Here is an 18,336-nt window from a genome sequence, read left to right on the forward strand (position 1 = left end):
GCCATGGACCTGAAACTCTCACAGTGCTTCATAGCCGTGGACGACCATGACAAAGCGCTCGCCTTCTACCGGGACGTCCTCGGCCTGGAGGTCCGGGGTGACGTCGCCTTCGAGGGGATGCGCTGGGTGACGGTCGGCTCCCCGCTCCAGCCGGACGTCCAGATCGTCCTGGAGCCCCCCGCCGCGAGCCCGGACATCTCCCCCGCCGACAAACAGGCCATGGCCGAGCTCCTCGCCAAGGGCATCCTGCGCGGCGTCATCTTCTCCACCGCCGACTGCGACGCCCTCTACGAACGCGTCCGCGCCTCCGGCGCCGACGTCCTCCAGGAGCCGATGGACCAGCCGTACGGCGTCCGCGACTGCGCCTTCCGCGACCCTGCGGGCAACCTCCTCCGCTTCACCGAACGCCCCGACGCCTGACCCCGGCCACCCCCGCATCGGCCGGCGGGAGGGAGACTACGTCTGTGCGTTCCGTGGGAGCGGGTCGCCCATGGAATGGAACGTCTGAAGTCCCGTAGTCCGAGGAGTCATCGATGCCGTCCGCGCGCCCCCGCGTCCTCTACGTCAGTGACCTGGCCTACCCGGCCAAGGGGCGGCGGTACTGCGACGAGGACATCTTCCTCACCTCCCGGCTGCGCGAGGAGTTCGACCTCGCCGTGTGCCACCCCCTGGACGCGGCCGCGCTGATGACCGGCTTCGACGCCGTGGTCGTGCGGAACAGCGGGCCCGTGCTGCACTACCAGGCGGAGTACGACGCGTTCCGGAAGCAGGCGGTCACGGAAGGTGTCCGCGTGTACAACCAGCTGTCCGGCAAGGGGGACATGGCAGGGAAGGGATACCTGCTGGACCTCACCGCGGCGGGGTTCCCGGTCATCCCGACCATCGATCGCGCGGACGACCTCGACCGGCTTCCGGACGTCGACACCTACGTCGTGAAGCCCAGGACGGGCGCGGACTCCATCGGCCTGGAGTTCGTACCGCGCGACCGGCTGCCCGAACTGTCGTACGACAACATCCTCGTCCAGCCACGCATCGACTTCCGCTACGAGGTGTCCTTCTACTTCGTCGACCACACCTTCCAGTACGCCCTGTACGCCCCCCGCCCGGACGAACGCTGGGCCCTGGAACCGTACGAGCCGACCGAGCGGGACCGGGAGTTCGCGCAGCGGTTCGTCGACTGGAACGACATCGCGTACGGCATCCAGCGCGTCGACGCCTGCCGGGCCCCCGACGGCGGGCTGCTCCTCGTGGAGCTGGAGGACCTGAACCCGTATCTGTCCCTGGACGTCCTCTCCCCCGACACACGGGACGCCTTCGTCTCACGGGTGAAAACATCGTTGCGCGGGCTGATCGGGCAGGAGACGGTACGAGCCGCACACGACGTCTGAGAGGGAGCGGGAAACGACCCATGGCCGACCCCATTCGATGGACCTATGCCTTCGTCGACCGGCCCATGAAGGACTTCGATCGCGCCTGCGGCTTCTGGACCGCGGTCACGGCGACGAAGCTGTCCGAACCGCGCGGTGAGCAGGGCGAGTTCGTGACCCTGCTGCCCGACGGCACCGACGCCTGCGTCAAGGCGCAGGGCGTCGACGCGGGCGAGGGCGGCGCCCATCTCGACCTCGCCGTCGAGGACGTACCGGCGCTGGCGGAGTCGGCCCGGCGGCTCGGCGCCGAGATCGTCACCACCGAAGAGGACCTGGTCGTCCTGCGCTCCCCCGGCGGCCAGCCGTTCTGCGCGGTCCGTTGGCACGGCGAGTCGGCGCGGCCTCCCGTCGTCCCCGGACCCGCCGGCGCGACCAGCCGCCTCGACCAGGTGTGCCTCGACGTGGCGCCCACCCGCTTCGAGGTCGAAGTCGCCTTCTGGAGCGCCTTGACCGGATGGGAGTCGCACCCCGGCGCGCTCCCGGAGTTCCACCTGCTCAGGCCACCCACCGGGCTCCCCTTCCGCATCCTCCTGCAACGCCTGGACACCGCCCGCCCCGCCTCCGCCCACCTCGACATCGCCTGCTCGGACGTCGAGGCGGTACGCGCCGACCACGAGCGGCTCGGTGCCGTGCTCGTCGGCCACGGTGCCCGCTGGGCCGTCATGCGGGACCCGGTCGGCGGCACGTACTGCCTGACCGGCCGGGACCCGGCGACGGGCAGCCTCCCGGCCCCGGCCTGATCCGAAGGACGGCGCTACGCGGACTCCCACACCTCCACGTCCACCACGGCCGCCACCGGAATCGGCCCGTAGATGTGCGGGAACTCCTCGCCCCCGGGCTTGACCGCCTCGTAGCGCAACGGCACGTCCAGCCGTTCGGGATCGATGACCAGGAGCACCAGCTCGTCGGGGCCGTCGTACCCGCCGTACAGGAAGGAGGCGACCGCGGGGACCTGGTGCCGCAGCGAGCAGTGGATGAAGCCCTCCTCCTGGAGGGTGCGGCCACGTGTGGACATCTCGTACGCGCCTGCCGCGCGGGCCGCGTCCCACAGGGAGCGCTCGGTGAGGTGCAACAAGGGTTCGGACATGCCCACACGCTACGGCCTCGGCCGGGCCGCCCGCGTCGACAAGTAGCGCCGCTAGGGGAGCCCGAGAGTCCCGCGGGCGCATCCCGCTCAGATGTCCCCGGCGCCGTCCAGAATGGGGCGGATGACCACCGGGTAGTTCGTTGCGCCCTCTGGTCCTGGGCAGCGGGTGACGCGCTCGGCGATCTCGGTGACCCGCTCCAGGCTCGCGCACTCCAGGACCCAGTAGCCGGCGATCAGCTCCTTGGTCTCGCCGTACGGCCCGTCGGAGATGACGGCCTTCCCGTCCTGTCCTGCCGTGACCAGGCGGGTCTGTGCCGGTTCGGCCAGCCCCTGCCCGTCGACGAGCTCACCGGACTTCGAGAGGTCGTCGTTGATCGCGCCCATGTACGCGTACATCGCCTGCAGCTCCTGCTCGCTCCAGGCCGGGGCGTGCGCGGAGCCCTTGCCCCGCATGCCCTCGTAGTCCGCCTGCGTGCCCTGCACCATCACCAGGTACTTCATGAGTCGGCTCCCTCGGCTTCCTCATTTTTCCGCGACGGACTCCCCGGGATGCTCCGGGGGCTCCCCGGTGTCCCTGGTGTCCCTGCCGGGTTCGGCTCCGAGCCCGGGTACGGACCGGGACCCCGCACCGGCTCCGGCTTTGGCGCCGCCGCCGGACCTGGCTCCGGCTCCGACCCCGGGCTCGCCGACGTACGCCTCGCACTCGGGGTTGTGACAGGGGCCGGGACCCCACACGGGAACGAACGCGCCCAGCGTCTTGTGGCGCCGCACGACGGTGGTGACCGGCTGCCGGCAGGCGGGGCAGACATGCTCATCGGTGCCCATGCATTCAGGGTAGGGCGGGAGACGCTTCAGCGCTTCCTGCTGTACGTCCGCACGAAGACGCCGCTCTTGTAACGCGCGCGCCTCGGTCGAGCAGCGCCCCCGCGAGCCGCGCACCGCCGCCAGACAGATGCCGAACCCGCCGTCCTCCGACTTGCCCGATCAGACTCCCCGCCCGGGCTGCGGCTCGCGCCACATCGGCCACATCCGCGGACCGTCCGGCAGGTCGAGGGGCCGCCCGGTGACGTCGAAGCCGAGACGCTCGTAGAGCCGTCGGCTGTCGGCGTTGCTCGCCTCCAGATAGGCCGACAGGCCTTCGCGGTCGCAGCGGTCGAGGACCGACCGGACGAGCGCGGTGCCGAGTCCCTCGCCCTGGCGCTGCGGCGCCACGCCGATCATCCACAGGTACTCGTGGGCGCGGCCCGCGGGGTGGATCCCGGCCGTCAGGCGGCCGATCAGCTCGACCCGCTCGTTGTCCGGGTCGACGGCCTCACGCAGCCGTACGGGACCGTCGTCCTCGTCGTCGGCGTGGCCGGCGTCGGCGGGCACGGACAGCCACAGCGCGCACGCCGAACCGTCCTCCGTGACGTCGACGCGGCCCTCGGCGAGCACGATCTCGGTGAACATCCCCATCAGTCCGGGGTGCTTGGCGCGGCGGTGCGCCGCGTCCGGAAAGACCCAGACACTCACCGGGTCGTCCTGGAACGCCTCGTCGAGCAGCCGGGTGACCAGCTCCCGATCACCCTCGTCCGCCGTCCGGATCACCACGCCCATGTCCCACCCTCTCGCCTCAACCGCCGCTGATCGTACGGCTGTTGCAGCCTAGGGCCTGTCGGGCCTGTCCGGGCCCGAGAGGGGCGGGCCCCGCGCACCGTGGGGATGCGCGGGACCCGTTCCGGCCGGAGCCCGGTGCCGTACGGAGGTCAGGTGTCGTACGGTCCCGGAGGCCCCGGGGTCTTCAACCGCCCTTCTGAAGAGTCGAACGGGTCATCTGAAGGGTCGAGCGGGTCAGTTGCTGCGCCGCGTCACGAACTCCGCGAGCGCGAGAAGGCCACCCGCCGCCTCCGGGTCGGGGATCGCCCGGGACAGCTCGTGCATCGCCCGGGACATCCGGTCGGCCGCCTGGAGCTGCGCCCAGTCACGGCCGCCCGCCCGCTCGACGGCCAGCACCGTGCGCTCCAGCTCCCCTTCCTGGTAGGGAACTCCGTACAGCTCGGCGAGTTCCGTCGCCGCCGGGGTGCCGGAGGCGAGCGCGGCGACCACGGGCAGGGACTTCTTGCGGGCGATGAGATCCGCCCCGGCCGGCTTGCCGGTGCGGCTCGGGTCCCCCCAGATCCCGATCACGTCGTCGATCAGCTGGAAGGCGAGCCCGGCCTCCCGGCCGAACGCGTCCAACGCGTCGACGTCCTCCTCGTCCGCCCCCGCGTACAGCCCGCCGAGCGCGCATGCGCAGCCGAGCAGCGCGCCGGTCTTGGCCTCGGCCATGGCGAGCACTTCGTCGAGGGTGACCTCGTCGGGGCCGCGCTTTTCCATGGCCGTGTCCGCGTGCTGTCCCTCGCACAGCTCGACGACGCAGGACGCGAGCCGGGCGGCGGCGGCCCGGGACGCCGGGTGCGAGTCCTCGGCGAGCAGCCGCTGCGCGAGCGCCTGCATGGCGTCCCCGGTGAGGATCGCGTCGGCGTCGCCGAACACGGTCCACGCGGTGGGGCGGTGTCTTCGGGTGGTGTCCCGGTCCATGACGTCGTCGTGCAACAGCGTGAAGTTGTGGATCAACTCCACGGCGGCCGCCGCCTGTACGGCGGCCGCGTGCTGACCGCCGAGCGCTCCCGTGGCGGTGAGCACCAGCGCCGGACGGATCGCCTTGCCCGCGTTGCCCGCCGCCGGGGTGCCGTCCGCGTGCTCCCAGCCGAAGTGATAGAGCGCGATCCGGCGCATGGATCCCGGCAGCGAGTCGATGGCCCTGCGCAGCTCGGGGTCGACGGACGCCCTGGCGTGCTCCAGGATGCCCGCCGCCTCCTGTCCGTCCAGCGGGCCGAGCGCGACCTGACGTTCCATGGGCCTCCCGTCCGATGGACCGCCGTCCAAGGAACCGCCGTCCATGGGCTTGCCGATGAGGCCCCGCCTGTCCAAGGTCTCGGCCGGACTCCGCCTCGTCCCCGGTGTTCCCGCCTGATCGGGCGGGAACACGACGGCCGGCGTCGGGAAGGTCACCGCCAGCGGCCGATCTCGACGTTCTCCAGGATGCCGAGGGCGTCCGGCACGAGAACCGCCGCCGAGTAGTACGCCGTCACCAGGTAGGAGATGATCGCCTGTTCGTTGATGCCCATGAAGCGCACCGACAGGCTCGGCTCGATCTCGTCCGGGATGCCCGCCTGCTGGAGGCCGATGACACCCTGCTCGGCCTCGCCGGTACGCATGGCGATGATCGAGGTCGTCCGGGTGTCGCTGACGGGGATCTTGTTGCACGGGAACAGCGGCACGCCGCGCCAGGTCGGGATGCGGTTGCCCGCGATCTCGATGCTCTCGGGGACCAGTCCGCGCTTGTTGCACTCGCGGCCGAACGCGGAGATCGCGCGCGGGTGGGCGAGGAACAGTTTGGTGCCACGCCGACGGCTGAGCAGCTCGTCCAGGTCGTCGGGGCTGGGCACGCCGTCGTGCGGCTGGAGCCGCTGGTCGTACTCGCAGTTGTTGAGCAGTCCGAACTCCCGGTTGTTGATGAGCTCGTGCTCCTGGCGCTCCTTCAACGCCTCGACGGTGAGGCGGAGCTGCTGCTCCGTCTGGTTCATCGGCTGGTTGTAGAGATCGGCCACGCGCGTGTGCAGGCGCAGCACGGTCTGGGCGATGCTCAGTTCGTACTCGCGCGGCGCGGCCTCGTAGTCCACGAAGGTGCCGGGGATGTCCTGCTCCCCGGTGTGGCCGGCCGCGAGGTCGATCTCCTTCTCGCCGTACTTGTTGGTGCGCTGCTCCGGAATCGCGCGCAGCTCCGTGAGGTGTCCGCGCAGGGAGTCGGAGCGCTCGGCGACCTGCTCGAGGTCCCGGCGAGGCAGCGCGAGCACGGTGACCGCGGTGACGGCGCGGGCCGTGTACTCCCAGATGGCGTCCGGGTCGATGAGCGCCTGCTCGCCGAAGTACGCGCCGTCGGCGAGGACGCCGAGGACCGCGTCGTCGCCGTACGGGCCGGTGCCGATCTTCTCCACCTTGCCGTGCGCGAGCAGGAACACCTCGTCGGACGGACTGCCGAACGAGGCGAGCACTTCGCCCAGTGCGAACTCCCGCTGCTGGCACCGCTGGGCGAGCTCGCCGAGCACCTCCTGATCCTCGAACGAGCGGAGCACGGACAGCTCGCCGAGCTCCGCGGGGATGACCTGCACACGGTCACCGGTCTTCACGAACGTCACACGGCCGTCGCCCACGGAGTAGCTGAGCCGCCGGTTCACGCGGTACGTGCCACCCTGCACGTTCACCCACGGCAGCATGCGCAGCAGCCACCGTGAGCTGATCTCCTGCATCTGGGGTGCGGACTTGGTGGTGGTGGCCAGGTTCCGCGCGGCCGATGTGCCGAGACTCTGCTGCGGCTTGCCCTGACCCGCACGGACCTCTTCGCCTACCGACATGAAAATTGCCCTCCCGGTCATGCACTGATCTGCGCCGACCAGCCTTCCATCACGGAGCGTGCCGGTGCTATTACACGAATGAGCGGGAATGGATCACGGCGGATTGGGCAGAGAGTCCGGTTTTGTCGATCGATCGAACAGGCCGGAGCCGTTGCCGTCGAGCAGCGCGGAGCCGTTGCGAGCGGGAACTCCGAGATCAGGCCAACCGTTTGACGCGGTGACGGACGACGACAGGAGACGGCAATGGCAGGCTTCCTGGACCGCGCCAAGGAACAGGCGCAGCGAGGGCTCACGCAGGGCAAGCAGAAGCTCGACGAGGTGCAGGCGCAGCGTGCGGGCGGCGACCTCCTGAAGAGACTGGGCGCGGCGTACTACGCGGAGCGGCGCGGCAGCGGCTCCCCCGAGGCCACCCAGCAGGCCTTGCAGGCGCTGGAGAGCCACATCGCCACTCACGGGGACGCGTTCCTGCGCTCCTGACGGACCTCGCGGACGCGCCGTGAACGCGCTGGTCAAACGCGCCTGCGCCCCTGACCGGATCGACTCGCACACCGTACGAACGGCTGGGCCGGAGCCCCTGGTTCCGGGTACAGCTGCGGTACGAGACGGCCGCGACCGGTGGCCGCCGCGCAGTGCGAAGGAGGCGGTCATGGCCCCACCCATGTCCGCGGGCGGTTTCCTGAACCGGCTCAGGGAGGAAGGCCTCACTGTCGTCGAGGTCGGCGAATGGGAGCGTCACAACCGCAATCACAAGGGGCCCTGGGGTCCGGTGTACGGCGTGATGATCCACCACACGGTGACCTCGGGCAGCGAGCACACCGTCGGGATCTGTCGTGACGGCCGCCCGGACCTGCCCGGTCCGCTGTGCCACGGCGTCATCACCAAGGACGGTGTCCTGCACCTCGTGGGCTACGGCCGGGCCAACCACGCGGGTCTGGGTGACGACGACGTGCTGCGCGCCGTGATCGCGGAGAAGGCACTCCCGCCGGACAACGAGGCGAACACCGACGGCAACCGCCACTTCTACGGCTTCGAGTGCGAGAACCTCGGCGACGGAAAGGATCCGTGGCCCGAGGTGCAGTTGGAGGCCATCGAGAAGGTCGCGGCCGCGATCTGCCGCCACCACGGCTGGACGGAGCGTTCACTCATCGGCCACCTGGAGTGGCAGCCGGGCAAGGTCGACCCGTGCGGCTTCACGATGGCCTCGATGAGAGAGCGCGTCCGCGACCGCCTCAAGTGACGGACGGGCGCGGGGCGACTGCCCGCATACCGCACAGGTGTCCGACAATGGTGGGGTGCCCAGCCCCGCAACCCCGGACGACCCGAACACCCCGGCCACTCCTGACGCCCCCGAAGCGCTCGACCCGACCGCTCTGCGACCGCGGCTGCCCTCGCCGCTGTGCCAGGTCGCGGACGAGCGCTTCGCGCGCCATGGCGTACGGCTGCTGCTGAAGCGGGACGATCTGATCCACCCGGAGCTGATCGGCAACAAGTGGCGCAAGCTCGCCCCGAACCTCCGCGCGGCGGCGGGCCGCACGGTGGTCACCTTCGGCGGCGCGTACTCCAACCATCTGCGCGCCACCGCCGCCGCGGGCCGCCTCCTCGGGCTGACGACCGTGGGGGTGGTCCGCGGCCAGGAGCTGGCCGACCGCCCCCTCAACCCCTCACTGAACCGCTGCGCGGCCGACGGCATGCGACTGCACTTCGTCGACAGGTCGACGTACCGCCGCAAGAGCGAACCGGAGACGCTGGCCGCCCTGCTGCGCTCGATGGACGCCGAGGACGCGTATGTCGTCCCCGAGGGCGGCAGCAACTCCCTTGCCGTACGGGGCTGCCAGGAACTCGGCGCGGAGCTGCGGGGCCACGGCGGTGTCGACGTGGCCGCCCTGGCCTGCGGCACCGGCGGCACCCTCGCCGGCCTGGCCGCCGGTCTCGCCCCCGACCAGCGGGCCCTGGGCGTCCCCGTCCTCAAGGGCGGCTTCCTGGAGGGCGACATAAGCGCCCTCCAGGAAGCCGCTTTCGGCGGCCACCGCGGCACCTGGTCCCTCGACGACCGCTTCCACTTCGGCGGCTACGCCCGCACCACACCCGAACTCGACAGCTTCGCCGCGGACTTCGAACAACGCCACGGCCTGCCCGTGGAACGTCTCTATGTCGCCAAGATGCTCTATGGACTTGTCACCTTGATGGAGGAGGGGGCTTTCACACGGGGGACGACGGTGGCGGCGGTGATCACGGGGGCACCGTTCTGAGCCCTCGCACGGCCCTGAGCATCCTTACGCCGCCTCCCGATAGGCCGCCGCCTCCTCCAGGTCGAGTCTGCGCAGGAGGGTGCGGAGCATCTCGTCGTCGATGTAGCGGTGGTCGCGGAGTTTCACGAAGACCTCGCGTTCGGCGCCGATCATCTCGCGGGACAGACGGCGGTAGGTGTCGTCGGCGGTCTCCCCGGTCACCGGGTTGACGGCGCCGAGCCGCTCCCAGACGGCGTTGCGGCGGCGTTCCAGGACCGAGCGGAGCCGGTCGGCGAGCGGCGGGGGCAGGGCGTTGCGCTCGTCGTCGAGGAGTGCGTCGAGGCGCTCCTCGGCGACCCGGGACGCCTGTGCCTGGGCGTTCGCCTCCGCGAGCGTCTCCGCCTGGACGTCGCGCCCCGGCAGCTTCAGCAGGCGGATGAGAGGGGGCAGGGTCAGCCCCTGGACGACCAGGGTCCCGATGACGGTGGTGAAGGTGAGGAAGAGGAGGAGGTTGCGATCGGGGAAGGAGGCACCGCCGTGCACGGTCAGCGGGATGGAGAAGGCGATGGCGAGCGAGACCACCCCGCGCATTCCGGCCCAGCCGATGATGAACGGCCCCTTCCAGGTGGGGGACCCCTCGCGCTCCCGGACGCGCGCCGACAGGATCCGGGGCAGGAAGGTGGCGGGGTAGACCCACACGAACCGGGCGGCGACCACGACCAGGAAGACGGCCACCGCGTACCAGGCGGCCTGGGCTCCCTGGTACTGGCCGAGGCCCTTGAGGACGACCGGCAGTTGCAGTCCGATCAGGGCGAACACCGCCGACTCCAGGACGAACGCGACCATCTTCCACACCGCCTCCTCCTGGAGCCGGGTCGCGAAGTCCACCTCCCAGGCACGGTGGCCGAGGTAGAGCGCGACGACGACCACCGCGAGCACTCCGGAGGCGTGCACCTGCTCGGCGATCCCGTACGCGACGAAGGGGATCAACAAGGAAAGGGTGTTCTGGAGAAGCGCCTCCTTCAGGTGCGTGCGCAGCCAGTGGATCGGCACCATCAGGACGAGACCGACGACCACACCCCCGACCGCCGCGAGCAGGAACTCGCGGACACCGCCCGCCCAGGTCGCGCCCGCGCCGACCGCGGCGGCGAGGGCCACCTTGTAGGCGGTGATCGCGGTCGCGTCGTTCACCAGGGACTCGCCCTGAAGGATCGTGGTGATCCGGGAGGGCAGCCCCACCCGGCGCGCCACCGCCGTGGCCGCCACCGCGTCCGGCGGCGCCACCACCGCCCCGAAGACCAGCGCCGCGGGCAGCGGCAGGCTCGGCACGATCAGATAGGCGGCCCAGCCGACTGCCAGCGTCGCGAAGAGCACGTACCCCACCGACAGCAGCGCGATGGGCCGCACATGCGCCCGCAGATCGAGGTACGAGCTGTCGCTGGCCGCCGTGTACAGCAGCGGGGGCAGCACCAGCGGGAGCACGATCTCCGGGTCGAGTTCATATCCGGGCACTCCAGGGACGTACGAGACGACCAGGCCCGCCGCGACGAGCAACAGCGGCGCCGGCACCGGGGTGCGACGGGCGAGCCCGGCGACCGCGGCGCTCCCCGCGACCAGCAACAGCAGTGGCAATACGTGCATCGTCTTCCGCCCGCCCTCGTTTTCGCGCGACATCCCGCACGCCCGACGTAACCTGGCAATCATGAAACAGTGCACGCACGCCGACGAGCTGCAGCACCCCGAACCCGGGCCGCTGAGCGAGACCTGCCTGGAATGCCAGGCCGCCGGTACACATCCGGTGCAGTTGCGGCTGTGTCTGAGCTGCGGGCACCTCGGCTGCTGCGACTCCTCGCCGCTGCGGCACGCGACGGAGCATTTCAAGGAGACCGGACATCCCGTGATGCGTACCTTCGAACCCGGTGAGAGCTGGCGCTGGTGCTTCGTCGACCACGTACTGGTGTGACCCGCGGCTCGGACGGTTCGACCGTCTGACGCCTGGGTACGTCAACCCGGCGCGCGCTCTTCCTATTTGGGCCCGCAGACCCCTAGCCACTGTCCGTACTCATAGGCTTACTATGAGTGACAGCAAGGGACGGGGTCCCCAGGACAGGAAACTTGGGAGCGCGGTAGCGTCACCGCTGAACCACCTAGCGCGTTACCCCGGGGGGCGACCCTCGGCCCCCGAAAAGAGCTCGAAAGAGCTTGTACCACCTTGGAGGTGAGGGTGTCCCAGATCGCAGGCGAGCCCGCGACGAAGGACTTCGTGGAAGTCCGGCTGCCGGCCGCGGGTGCCTACCTGTCGGTGCTGCGTACGGCTACGGCCGGTCTCGCGGCCCGTTTGGACTTCACCCTCGACGAGATCGAGGACCTCCGCATCGCGGTGGACGAGGCCTGCGCGATTTTGCTGCAGCAGGCCGTCCCCGGATCGGTGCTCAGCTGTGTCTTCCGGCTCATCGACGACTCGCTCGAGGTGACGGTCTCCGCTCCGACCACTGATGGTCACGCTCCGTCACGGGACACGTTCGCGTGGACCGTTCTGTCGGCGCTCGCGGGCAAGGTCGACTCCACCGTCGCCGAGGACAAAACCGTTTCGATCAGCCTCTACAAACAGCGCGGCGCGGGACCCGGGCCGGCGTGAGGAACGGGGACGGGCCGGTGCGGGACGAAGAGCGCGGCACACGGGAGCTTCCCGCCGGACGTGTCGACGGCCTCGACGGGCCCCGGCGCGCGGTGGAAGGCGTCGACGGCATCCCCGAACAGGCCCGGCCGCACCCGGAGGACGCACAGGAGAGCCTCCTCTCCGGCCAGGACGACGGGCAACGGGATCCGGAGGGTGCCGCGCCGAGCACGTCCTCGGAAGGACGGCGGCTGGTGACGGGCGGGACTATGAGCGAGCACGAGCGACACGACAAGCCAGAGGTGCAGAGCGTGCAGGGCACGCAGCACGGGCCGAGCGCCCAGCACATCCAGCACGACCCTCAGGACCGCAGCGGCGCGCGGGCGATGTTCATCGAACTGCGCAAGCTGCAGGACGGCAGCGCGGAGTACGCGGAGCTGCGCAATCAGCTGGTCCGCATGCACCTCCCGCTCGTCGAGCACCTCGCGCGCCGCTTCCGCAATCGCGGTGAGCCGCTGGACGACCTCACCCAGGTCGCGACCATCGGCCTGATCAAGTCGGTCGACCGCTTCGACCCGGAGCGCGGCGTCGAGTTCTCGACGTACGCGACTCCGACGGTCGTCGGCGAGATCAAGCGGCACTTCCGCGACAAGGGCTGGGCGGTGCGGGTGCCGAGGCGCCTGCAGGAACTGCGTCTGGCCCTGACGACGGCGACGGCCGAGCTGTCGCAACAGCACGGGCGCTCTCCCACGGTCCACGAGCTGGCCGAGAAGCTGGCCATCTCGGAGGAGGAGGTCCTGGAGGGCCTGGAGTCCGCCAACGCGTACTCCACGCTGTCGCTGGACGTCCCCGACACGGACGACGAGTCTCCGGCGGTCGCGGACACGCTGGGTGCGGAGGACGAGGCCCTGGAGGGCGTCGAGTACCGGGAGTCGTTGAAGCCCCTGCTCGAGGACCTCCCCCCGAGAGAGAAGCGGATCCTGCTTCTCCGCTTCTTCGGCAACATGACCCAGTCGCAGATCGCGCAGGAGGTCGGCATCTCCCAGATGCACGTCTCCCGCCTGCTGGCCCGCACCCTCGCCCAGCTCCGCGAAAAGCTCCTGGTCGAGGAGTGACCTGGCAGCCGCCGAGCGGGGCTCACGACCGGCGTGGACCCTGCCGGAGTGCCGGAGCTATTCGGTTTCCTCGGCGGCACCGGGGCCGCGGATGCCCAGCGCCCGGGTCGTCTCGGAATTGACGAGCAGGACCAGCGCCGTGATCGCGACCGCCGCGAGGGCGATTCCGGCGGGGATCGCCACGCTGTCCGCCTGGAGCAGGCTGTAGGCGACGGGCAGCGCCATGATCTGGGTGATGACCGCGGGGCCCCGGCTCCAGCTGCGGCGCAGCAGCAGACCGCGGGCGGCCAGCAGGGGCAGCAGCGCGAGCACGATCAGCGTCACACCCAGGGTCACGCCCTGCTGCCGGTCTCCCGAGCCACCCGTGACCCCCAGGACGAGCATCCACACGCCCCCCACGGCGAGGACCAGCCCCTCCAGCGCGGCCAGCGCGGCCGCGGCGGTCAGCCGTCCGGGACGGGGCTCTGCGGTGGGGGTGTCGGGGGTGGGGATCTGCTCAGCGCTCACCCCTGAAGGGTATCCCTCGGGCCCCGGCGCGCGGCCGGACCCCGGCCGCTCCCCCACCCGTCTCCCGCACCTCACCGTGTCGAGACTCACGCCCCTATCTCTTACCGGATCCCTAACTCGGTCTGGGACCAGTACCCCTCGGTAGGTACGCTGCATCGCATGCGTGCACTTCTCGTGGTCAATCCGGCGGCTACCACCACAAGTGCGCGCACGCGCGATGTCTTGATCCACGCGCTGGCGAGCGAGATGAAGCTCGAGGTGGTCACCACCGAGTACCGCGGGCACGCACGGGACCTCGGCCGGCAGGCCGGGGAAAGCGACGACATAGAACTGGTGGTCGCGCTCGGCGGCGACGGCACCGTCAACGAGGTCGTGAACGGTCTCCTGCACAACGGCCCCGACCTGGACCGCCTGCCCCGCCTCGCGGTGGTCCCCGGCGGTTCCACCAATGTCTTCGCCCGCGCGCTGGGTCTGCCCAACGACGCCGTGGAGGCCACCGGCGCCCTGCTGGACGCGCTCAGAGAGGACCGCGAGCGCGCGATCGGCCTCGGTCTCGCCGCGGGCACCCCCGGCACCGAGGACGAAGCCGTCCCCTCCCGCTGGTTCACCTTCTGCGCGGGGCTCGGCTTCGACGCGGGGGTGATCGGCCGGGTCGAACAGCAGCGCGAGCGCGGCAAGCGTTCCACCCACGCCCTCTATTTGCGCCAAGTGGCACGTCAGTTTTTGGACGAACCTCACCGCAGGCACGGAACGATCACACTGGAGCGGCCCGACCAGGACCCGGTCACCGATCTTGTGATGTCCATAATCTGCAACACCACGCCCTGGACGTTTCTCGGCAATCGTCCGGTGTACGCGTCACCTAAGGCTTCGTTCGATACCGGGCTCGACGTACTCGCTCTCAACCGCATGTCGACGGGCGCGGTTGCCCGGTATGCCACCCAGTTGCTCACTTCGTCCCCCGAGCGCGGCCCCCACGGCAAGCACGCCCTGTCTCTGCACGACCTGACCGACTTCACCTTGCATTCGAAGGCGCCGCTCCCCCTCCAGATGGACGGTGACCACCTGGGACTGCGGACCAGCGTGACGTTCACAGGCGTACGCCGTGCACTGCGTGTGATTGTGTGAGCGGAAGGGCCCAAAGTCCTTTCACTCGAACGTTTAGACCAGGGTCCACCCCATGGAAGTACGGCTGTGACCTAGTCGACACCGAGGAATCAAAAAAAACTTTCCAGAAGGGGTTGTATCCGCCGCTGAGGTTTGCGAGTCTCTACGTGGCGATCGGGACGGCCCGCAACATCGGCCCCACAGAGAGCCAGAACCCCTCCTCAAATCACAGGACCACGTCAGGCAATCCTGGCAGTCGGCCCTTCACTTGTTGAGGGATTCGTGAAAGCGTTCACATTCACAAGCAACGTGCATGTAATACCAAGGAGAGGTAGCAGCCATGGACTGGCGTCACAACGCCGTTTGCCGCGAGGAAGACCCCGAGCTCTTCTTCCCCATCGGCAACACCGGTCCTGCGCTGCTGCAGATCGAGGAAGCCAAGGCCGTCTGCCGCCGCTGCCCCGTCATGGAGCAGTGCCTGCAGTGGGCGCTCGAGTCCGGCCAGGACTCCGGCGTCTGGGGTGGCCTCAGCGAGGACGAGCGTCGTGCGATGAAGCGCCGCGCCGCCCGCAACCGGGCTCGTCAGGCCACCGCCTGACACCCCACCCCGTAACGAGCCTGAGCCCGGCGGCGCGTACAGCGAGTACGCATCTCCCGCCCCCGAGCCGCAGCGCGCAGTACCCCCGATGCGCATAGCAACGTAAGCAGTGGCCCCGGACCTTCTGGTCCGGGGCCACTGTCATGCACGACCTGTGGGTGCGTCAGACACTTCTGCTTGTACCTCTACTCGTACTTCTGCTCGCACTCCTGCGTGTACTCCTACTTGTGCGCCCGCACCGGAATGTCCAGGATGACCTGCGTGCCGCGCTCCGGGGCCGCCACCATGTCGAAGCTGCCCCCCAACTCGCCCTCCACCAGCGTCCGTACGATTTGCAGACCGAGGTTGCCCGAGCGGTGCGGGTCGAAGCCCTCCGGGAGGCCGACCCCGTCGTCCTGGACGGTGACCAGCAGGCGGGTCTCCTTGCTGGTGCCGCCGCGTACCGCCGAGACCTCGACCGTGCCCCGGTCGCCTTCGCGGAAGCCGTGCTCCAGCGCGTTCTGAAGGATCTCGGTGAGGACCATGGAGAGCGGGGTGGCGACCTCGGCGTCGAGTATTCCGAAGCGGCCCGTGCGGCGGCCGGTGACCTTGCCGGGCGAGATCTCGGCGACCATGGCGAGCACCCGGTCGGCGATCTCGTCGAACTCCACCCGCTCGTCCAGGTTCTGAGACAGCGTCTCATGCACGATGGCGATCGAGCCGACCCGGCGTACGGCCTCCTCCAGGGCCTCACGGCCGCGCTCCGACTCGATACGCCGGGCCTGCAGCCGCAGCAGCGCCGCCACCGTCTGAAGGTTGTTCTTGACCCGGTGGTGGATCTCCCGGATGGTCGCGTCCTTGGTGATCAACTCGCGTTCGCGGCGCCGCAGTTCGGTGACGTCGCGCAGCAGGACGAGCGAACCGACCCGGGTGCCCTTCGGCTTGAGCGGGATCGCGCGCAGCTGGATCACCCCGTCGCCGCTCTCGATCTCGAACTCGCGGGGTGCCCAGCCGCTGGCGACCTTGGACAGCGCCTCGTCCACCGGACCGCGGGACGGGGCGAGTTCGGCGGTGGTCACACCGAGGTGGTGGCCCACCAGGTCGGATGCGAGGCCGAGGCGGTGGTACGCCGACAGCGCGTTCGGGGAGGCGTACTGGACGATGCCGTCGGCATCGAGACGGATCAGTCCGTCGCCGACCCGCGGGGAGGCGTCCATGTCGACCTGCTGACCGGAGAACGGGAAGGAGCCGGCGGCGATCATCTGGGCGAGGTCGGACGCGCTCTGGAGGTAGGTCAGCTCCAGCCGGCTCGGGGTGCGCACGGTGAGGAGATTGGTGTTGCGCGCGATGACACCGAGGACGCGCCCCTCCCGCCGTACCGGAATGGACTCGACCCGTACCGGCACTTCCTCCCGCCACTCGGGGTCGCCCTCGCGCACGATCCGGCCCTCGTCCAGCGCGGCGTCCAGCAGGGGGCGGCGGCCGCGTGGGACGAGGTGGCCGACCATGTCGTCCTGGTACGAGGTCGGGCCGGTGTTGGGCCGCATCTGCGCCACGGAGACATAGCGGGTGCCGTCGCGGGTGGGAACCCACAGCACAAGGTCGGCGAAGGAGAGGTCGGAGAGCAACTGCCACTCCGAGACCAGCAGATGCAACCACTCGAGATCGGAGTCACCGAGAGCGGTGTGCTGGCGGACGAGGTCGTTCATGGAGGGCACATGTGCGAGCGTACCTGGGGGTTTGGCCCGGCTCCGAAAACACCCGCGGGCCGCGGCGCCTGGGAGGGACCCTCAACCCTCCCGGCACCGCAGCCCGGAGCAGCAACGGCCGCGGGGTGTGCGGTCCCGGTCGGCCGAAGGAGAGGACCCGGAGCAGTCAGGGCAGAGAGCGCCGGTTCCTCGGTCCGCCTTCCTGTGCGGGGAAGACGGATGCTTGTGCGGATCAACGCCTCGCCGTAAGCGACGCCTCGTCGATCGAAGGCTTTACCTTCACATTGTGGACTAGACCACGTGTCGCGTCCATGCGTCGGCGGATGTTTGTTGTTGTCTCTTTATCGAACTTCCAACAGCATCCACCACGCAGACTAGCCCGGTTCGGCCCCCGGTGGGGGCCGGATCGGCTCATGAATGGGGCCGGATGGCCCCGGTCAGCGGGTCTCCGTCACCTTCGCCAGGGCGCGCGGCGCGTCCGGGTCCTGGCCGCGGGCGATGGTGACCTCGTAGGCCAGGAGCTGGAGCGGAAGGATCTCAAGGATCGGCTGGAGTTCCTCGGCCACGCCCTCGGTGGGCAGGACGAACCCGGCCGAGGCCTGTTCCACCTGGGCCCGGGGGCCGATGACGACCAGGTCGGCGCCGCGCCCGCGCAGCTGGTCGAGCACGGGCTGGAGCGCCTCGCCGCCCTTGCCGTCGGTGACGACCGCGATGACCGGGGAGATGTTGTCGACCATGGCGAGGGGGCCGTGCAGCAGATCGGCGCCGGAATACGAGAGGGCGGGAATGTAGCTGGTCTCCATCAGCTTCAGGGCGGCTTCCTTGGCCGTGGGGTAGCCGTAGCCGCGCGAGGTGATCACCATGCGCTCCGCGAAGCGGTAGCGGGAGGCGAGCGTGCGGATCTCGTCCTGGCGGGTGAGGAGGTGCGCGGCGAGATCGGGCAGCACCTTGGCCGCGGCGCCGTCGCCGCCGCGCAGGCCTTCGACGAAGAGATAGAGGGTGAGCAGGGACGCCGTGTAGGTCTTGGTGGCGGGCAGCGCTTTCTCGGGTCCGGCCATGATGTCGAGGTGGTACTCGGAGACGGCCGCCAGCGGTGAGTCCGGGTTGTTGGTGACCGCGAGCGTGATGGCGCCGGCCTCACGGGCGGCCCGGGTCGAGGCGACCAGGTCCGGGGAGCCGCCGGACTGGCTGACGGTGATGACCAGGACGTCGGTGAGATCGGGGCGCGCGCCGTACGCCGTGGTCGTCGACATCGAGGTGAGCCCGCACGGCAGGCCCAGCTGGATCTCCAGCAGGTACTTCGCGTACAGGGCGGCGTTGTCGGAGGTGCCGCGGGCGGTGAGCAGCACGAAGCGGGGTTCGCGGGCCGCGATCTGCCGGGCCACTTCCTGGATCCGCGGCGCGCCCGCCTCCAGGATCCGGCGCAGCACGTCGGGCTGCTCGGCCATCTCCCGGGCCATGATCCGACCCGGGCGGTCGTCGTCGGTCCGGGGGTCCGGGGTAGGGGCGGACATGGGGCCTCCTGG

General features: G+C 70.1%; 21 protein-coding genes. 11 read left to right on the forward strand and 10 right to left on the reverse strand.

Annotated features, from left to right (window positions below; all coding sequences use genetic code 11):
* The first annotated feature begins 3 nt into the window (after nucleotides 1-3).
* From SMIR_RS11445 to SMIR_RS11455, 3 genes are all read left to right on the forward strand, one after another.
* Nucleotides 4-420 (forward strand): VOC family protein, encoded by a 417-nt coding sequence (locus SMIR_RS11445; RefSeq protein ID WP_054228118.1) that lies wholly within the window; start codon nucleotides 4-6, stop codon nucleotides 418-420.
* Between the two features lie 113 nt (nucleotides 421-533).
* Nucleotides 534-1,388: an ATP-grasp domain-containing protein gene (locus SMIR_RS11450; protein ID WP_212726952.1), complete on the forward strand. Its 855-nt coding sequence runs from the start codon at nucleotides 534-536 to the stop codon at nucleotides 1,386-1,388.
* 20 nt (nucleotides 1,389-1,408) lie between these two features.
* Nucleotides 1,409-2,167, forward strand: a complete 759-nt coding sequence (locus SMIR_RS11455; protein ID WP_212726953.1) for a VOC family protein — start codon at nucleotides 1,409-1,411, stop codon at nucleotides 2,165-2,167.
* A gap of 14 nt (nucleotides 2,168-2,181) precedes the next feature.
* On the opposite strand, the gene SMIR_RS11460 is transcribed toward SMIR_RS11455, so the two are convergent.
* The 6 genes from SMIR_RS11460 to SMIR_RS11485 form a co-directional block, all read right to left on the reverse strand.
* Nucleotides 2,182-2,514 carry a DUF952 domain-containing protein gene (locus tag SMIR_RS11460; protein ID WP_101400591.1) on the reverse strand — a complete coding sequence of 111 codons (333 nt, stop codon included), beginning with the start codon at nucleotides 2,512-2,514 and terminating at the stop codon, nucleotides 2,182-2,184.
* Nucleotides 2,515-2,601: 87 nt separating this feature from the next.
* A complete protein-coding gene (locus SMIR_RS11465) occupies nucleotides 2,602-3,015 on the reverse strand; it encodes a YciI family protein (protein ID WP_168495424.1) in 414 nt (137 codons plus the stop codon).
* A 21-nt stretch (nucleotides 3,016-3,036) separates the two neighbouring features.
* Nucleotides 3,037-3,339, reverse strand: a complete 303-nt coding sequence (locus SMIR_RS11470) for a hypothetical protein (protein ID WP_212728512.1) — start codon at nucleotides 3,337-3,339, stop codon at nucleotides 3,037-3,039.
* Nucleotides 3,340-3,498: 159 nt separating this feature from the next.
* Complete coding sequence (locus SMIR_RS11475) at nucleotides 3,499-4,110, reverse strand: GNAT family N-acetyltransferase (RefSeq protein WP_212726954.1); 612 nt, start codon at nucleotides 4,108-4,110, stop codon at nucleotides 3,499-3,501.
* Between the two features lie 234 nt (nucleotides 4,111-4,344).
* Nucleotides 4,345-5,391: a family 2 encapsulin nanocompartment cargo protein polyprenyl transferase gene (locus SMIR_RS11480; protein WP_248003114.1), complete on the reverse strand. Its 1,047-nt coding sequence runs from the start codon at nucleotides 5,389-5,391 to the stop codon at nucleotides 4,345-4,347.
* Nucleotides 5,392-5,543: 152 nt separating this feature from the next.
* Nucleotides 5,544-6,950: a family 2B encapsulin nanocompartment shell protein gene (locus SMIR_RS11485; protein WP_212726955.1), complete on the reverse strand. Its 1,407-nt coding sequence runs from the start codon at nucleotides 6,948-6,950 to the stop codon at nucleotides 5,544-5,546.
* A gap of 243 nt (nucleotides 6,951-7,193) precedes the next feature.
* On the opposite strand from SMIR_RS11485, the gene SMIR_RS11490 reads away from it, so the two are divergent.
* The 3 genes from SMIR_RS11490 (at nucleotide 7,194) to SMIR_RS11500 (ending at nucleotide 9,199) form a co-directional block, all read left to right on the forward strand.
* Entirely contained in the window at nucleotides 7,194-7,427 is a 234-nt protein-coding gene (locus tag SMIR_RS11490) for a hypothetical protein (protein ID WP_168495420.1), read from the forward strand.
* Between the two features lie 169 nt (nucleotides 7,428-7,596).
* The gene (locus SMIR_RS11495) at nucleotides 7,597-8,187 is read left to right on the forward strand and encodes an N-acetylmuramoyl-L-alanine amidase (RefSeq protein ID WP_168495418.1); all 591 of its coding nucleotides are present in this window, start codon (nucleotides 7,597-7,599) and stop codon (nucleotides 8,185-8,187) included.
* A gap of 55 nt (nucleotides 8,188-8,242) precedes the next feature.
* Nucleotides 8,243-9,199, forward strand: coding sequence for a 1-aminocyclopropane-1-carboxylate deaminase/D-cysteine desulfhydrase (locus SMIR_RS11500; RefSeq protein WP_212726956.1), 957 nt, complete (start codon nucleotides 8,243-8,245; stop codon nucleotides 9,197-9,199).
* 24 nt (nucleotides 9,200-9,223) lie between these two features.
* On the opposite strand, the gene SMIR_RS11505 is transcribed toward SMIR_RS11500, so the two are convergent.
* Nucleotides 9,224-10,819: a Na+/H+ antiporter gene (locus SMIR_RS11505; protein WP_212726957.1), complete on the reverse strand. Its 1,596-nt coding sequence runs from the start codon at nucleotides 10,817-10,819 to the stop codon at nucleotides 9,224-9,226.
* Nucleotides 10,820-10,880: 61 nt separating this feature from the next.
* Between SMIR_RS11505 and SMIR_RS11510 the strand changes: the two genes are divergently transcribed.
* The 3 genes from SMIR_RS11510 (at nucleotide 10,881) to SMIR_RS11520 (ending at nucleotide 12,910) form a co-directional block, all read left to right on the forward strand.
* Nucleotides 10,881-11,141 carry a UBP-type zinc finger domain-containing protein gene (locus SMIR_RS11510; protein WP_101400583.1) on the forward strand — a complete coding sequence of 87 codons (261 nt, stop codon included), beginning with the start codon at nucleotides 10,881-10,883 and terminating at the stop codon, nucleotides 11,139-11,141.
* 261 nt (nucleotides 11,142-11,402) lie between these two features.
* Nucleotides 11,403-11,816: an ATP-binding protein gene (locus tag SMIR_RS11515; protein ID WP_054228129.1), complete on the forward strand. Its 414-nt coding sequence runs from the start codon at nucleotides 11,403-11,405 to the stop codon at nucleotides 11,814-11,816.
* Nucleotides 11,817-11,833: 17 nt separating this feature from the next.
* The gene (locus tag SMIR_RS11520; protein WP_422664423.1) at nucleotides 11,834-12,910 is read left to right on the forward strand and encodes an RNA polymerase sigma factor SigF; all 1,077 of its coding nucleotides are present in this window, start codon (nucleotides 11,834-11,836) and stop codon (nucleotides 12,908-12,910) included.
* A 57-nt stretch (nucleotides 12,911-12,967) separates the two neighbouring features.
* On the opposite strand, the gene SMIR_RS11525 is transcribed toward SMIR_RS11520, so the two are convergent.
* Entirely contained in the window at nucleotides 12,968-13,417 is a 450-nt protein-coding gene (locus SMIR_RS11525; protein ID WP_212726958.1) for a hypothetical protein, read from the reverse strand.
* Nucleotides 13,418-13,576: 159 nt separating this feature from the next.
* Between SMIR_RS11525 and SMIR_RS11530 the strand changes: the two genes are divergently transcribed.
* Nucleotides 13,577-14,545: a diacylglycerol/lipid kinase family protein gene (locus tag SMIR_RS11530; RefSeq protein ID WP_168495410.1), complete on the forward strand. Its 969-nt coding sequence runs from the start codon at nucleotides 13,577-13,579 to the stop codon at nucleotides 14,543-14,545.
* Between the two features lie 319 nt (nucleotides 14,546-14,864).
* On the forward strand, nucleotides 14,865-15,122 hold the full coding sequence (locus tag SMIR_RS11535) for a WhiB family transcriptional regulator (RefSeq protein WP_006380970.1): 258 nt from the start codon (nucleotides 14,865-14,867) through the stop codon (nucleotides 15,120-15,122).
* A gap of 221 nt (nucleotides 15,123-15,343) precedes the next feature.
* On the opposite strand, the gene SMIR_RS11540 is transcribed toward SMIR_RS11535, so the two are convergent.
* Together SMIR_RS11540 and SMIR_RS11545 are read right to left on the reverse strand one after the other, a co-directional pair.
* On the reverse strand, nucleotides 15,344-16,810 hold the full coding sequence (locus SMIR_RS11540; RefSeq protein ID WP_101400579.1) for a sensor histidine kinase: 1,467 nt from the start codon (nucleotides 16,808-16,810) through the stop codon (nucleotides 15,344-15,346).
* Nucleotides 16,811-17,247: 437 nt separating this feature from the next.
* The gene (locus SMIR_RS11545) at nucleotides 17,248-18,324 is read right to left on the reverse strand and encodes an SIS domain-containing protein (RefSeq protein ID WP_212726959.1); all 1,077 of its coding nucleotides are present in this window, start codon (nucleotides 18,322-18,324) and stop codon (nucleotides 17,248-17,250) included.
* Between the last annotated feature and the right edge of the window lie 12 nt (nucleotides 18,325-18,336).

The organism is Streptomyces mirabilis (assembly GCF_018310535.1).
In the GTDB taxonomy this organism is placed as follows: Bacteria; Actinomycetota; Actinomycetes; order Streptomycetales; family Streptomycetaceae; genus Streptomyces.

Excerpts from the sequence above, each read along its gene's own strand:
- SMIR_RS11445 (WP_054228118.1), top strand. The coding sequence starts at position 4 with ATGGACCTGAAACTCTCACAGTGCTTCATAGCCGTGGACGACCATGAC.
- SMIR_RS11450 (WP_212726952.1), top strand. The coding sequence starts at position 534 with ATGCCGTCCGCGCGCCCCCGCGTCCTCTACGTCAGTGACCTGGCCTAC.
- SMIR_RS11455 (WP_212726953.1), top strand. The coding sequence starts at position 1,409 with ATGGCCGACCCCATTCGATGGACCTATGCCTTCGTCGACCGGCCCATG.
- SMIR_RS11460 (WP_101400591.1), bottom strand. The coding sequence starts at position 2,514 with ATGTCCGAACCCTTGTTGCACCTCACCGAGCGCTCCCTGTGGGACGCG.
- SMIR_RS11465 (WP_168495424.1), bottom strand. The coding sequence starts at position 3,015 with ATGAAGTACCTGGTGATGGTGCAGGGCACGCAGGCGGACTACGAGGGC.
- SMIR_RS11470 (WP_212728512.1), bottom strand. The coding sequence starts at position 3,339 with ATGGGCACCGATGAGCATGTCTGCCCCGCCTGCCGGCAGCCGGTCACC.
- SMIR_RS11475 (WP_212726954.1), bottom strand. The coding sequence starts at position 4,110 with ATGGGCGTGGTGATCCGGACGGCGGACGAGGGTGATCGGGAGCTGGTC.
- SMIR_RS11480 (WP_248003114.1), bottom strand. The coding sequence starts at position 5,391 with ATGGAACGTCAGGTCGCGCTCGGCCCGCTGGACGGACAGGAGGCGGCG.
- SMIR_RS11485 (WP_212726955.1), bottom strand. The coding sequence starts at position 6,950 with ATGTCGGTAGGCGAAGAGGTCCGTGCGGGTCAGGGCAAGCCGCAGCAG.
- SMIR_RS11490 (WP_168495420.1), top strand. The coding sequence starts at position 7,194 with ATGGCAGGCTTCCTGGACCGCGCCAAGGAACAGGCGCAGCGAGGGCTC.
- SMIR_RS11495 (WP_168495418.1), top strand. The coding sequence starts at position 7,597 with ATGGCCCCACCCATGTCCGCGGGCGGTTTCCTGAACCGGCTCAGGGAG.
- SMIR_RS11505 (WP_212726957.1), bottom strand. The coding sequence starts at position 10,819 with ATGCACGTATTGCCACTGCTGTTGCTGGTCGCGGGGAGCGCCGCGGTC.
- SMIR_RS11510 (WP_101400583.1), top strand. The coding sequence starts at position 10,881 with ATGAAACAGTGCACGCACGCCGACGAGCTGCAGCACCCCGAACCCGGG.
- SMIR_RS11530 (WP_168495410.1), top strand. The coding sequence starts at position 13,577 with ATGCGTGCACTTCTCGTGGTCAATCCGGCGGCTACCACCACAAGTGCG.
- SMIR_RS11535 (WP_006380970.1), top strand. The coding sequence starts at position 14,865 with ATGGACTGGCGTCACAACGCCGTTTGCCGCGAGGAAGACCCCGAGCTC.
- SMIR_RS11540 (WP_101400579.1), bottom strand. The coding sequence starts at position 16,810 with ATGAACGACCTCGTCCGCCAGCACACCGCTCTCGGTGACTCCGATCTC.
- SMIR_RS11545 (WP_212726959.1), bottom strand. The coding sequence starts at position 18,324 with ATGTCCGCCCCTACCCCGGACCCCCGGACCGACGACGACCGCCCGGGT.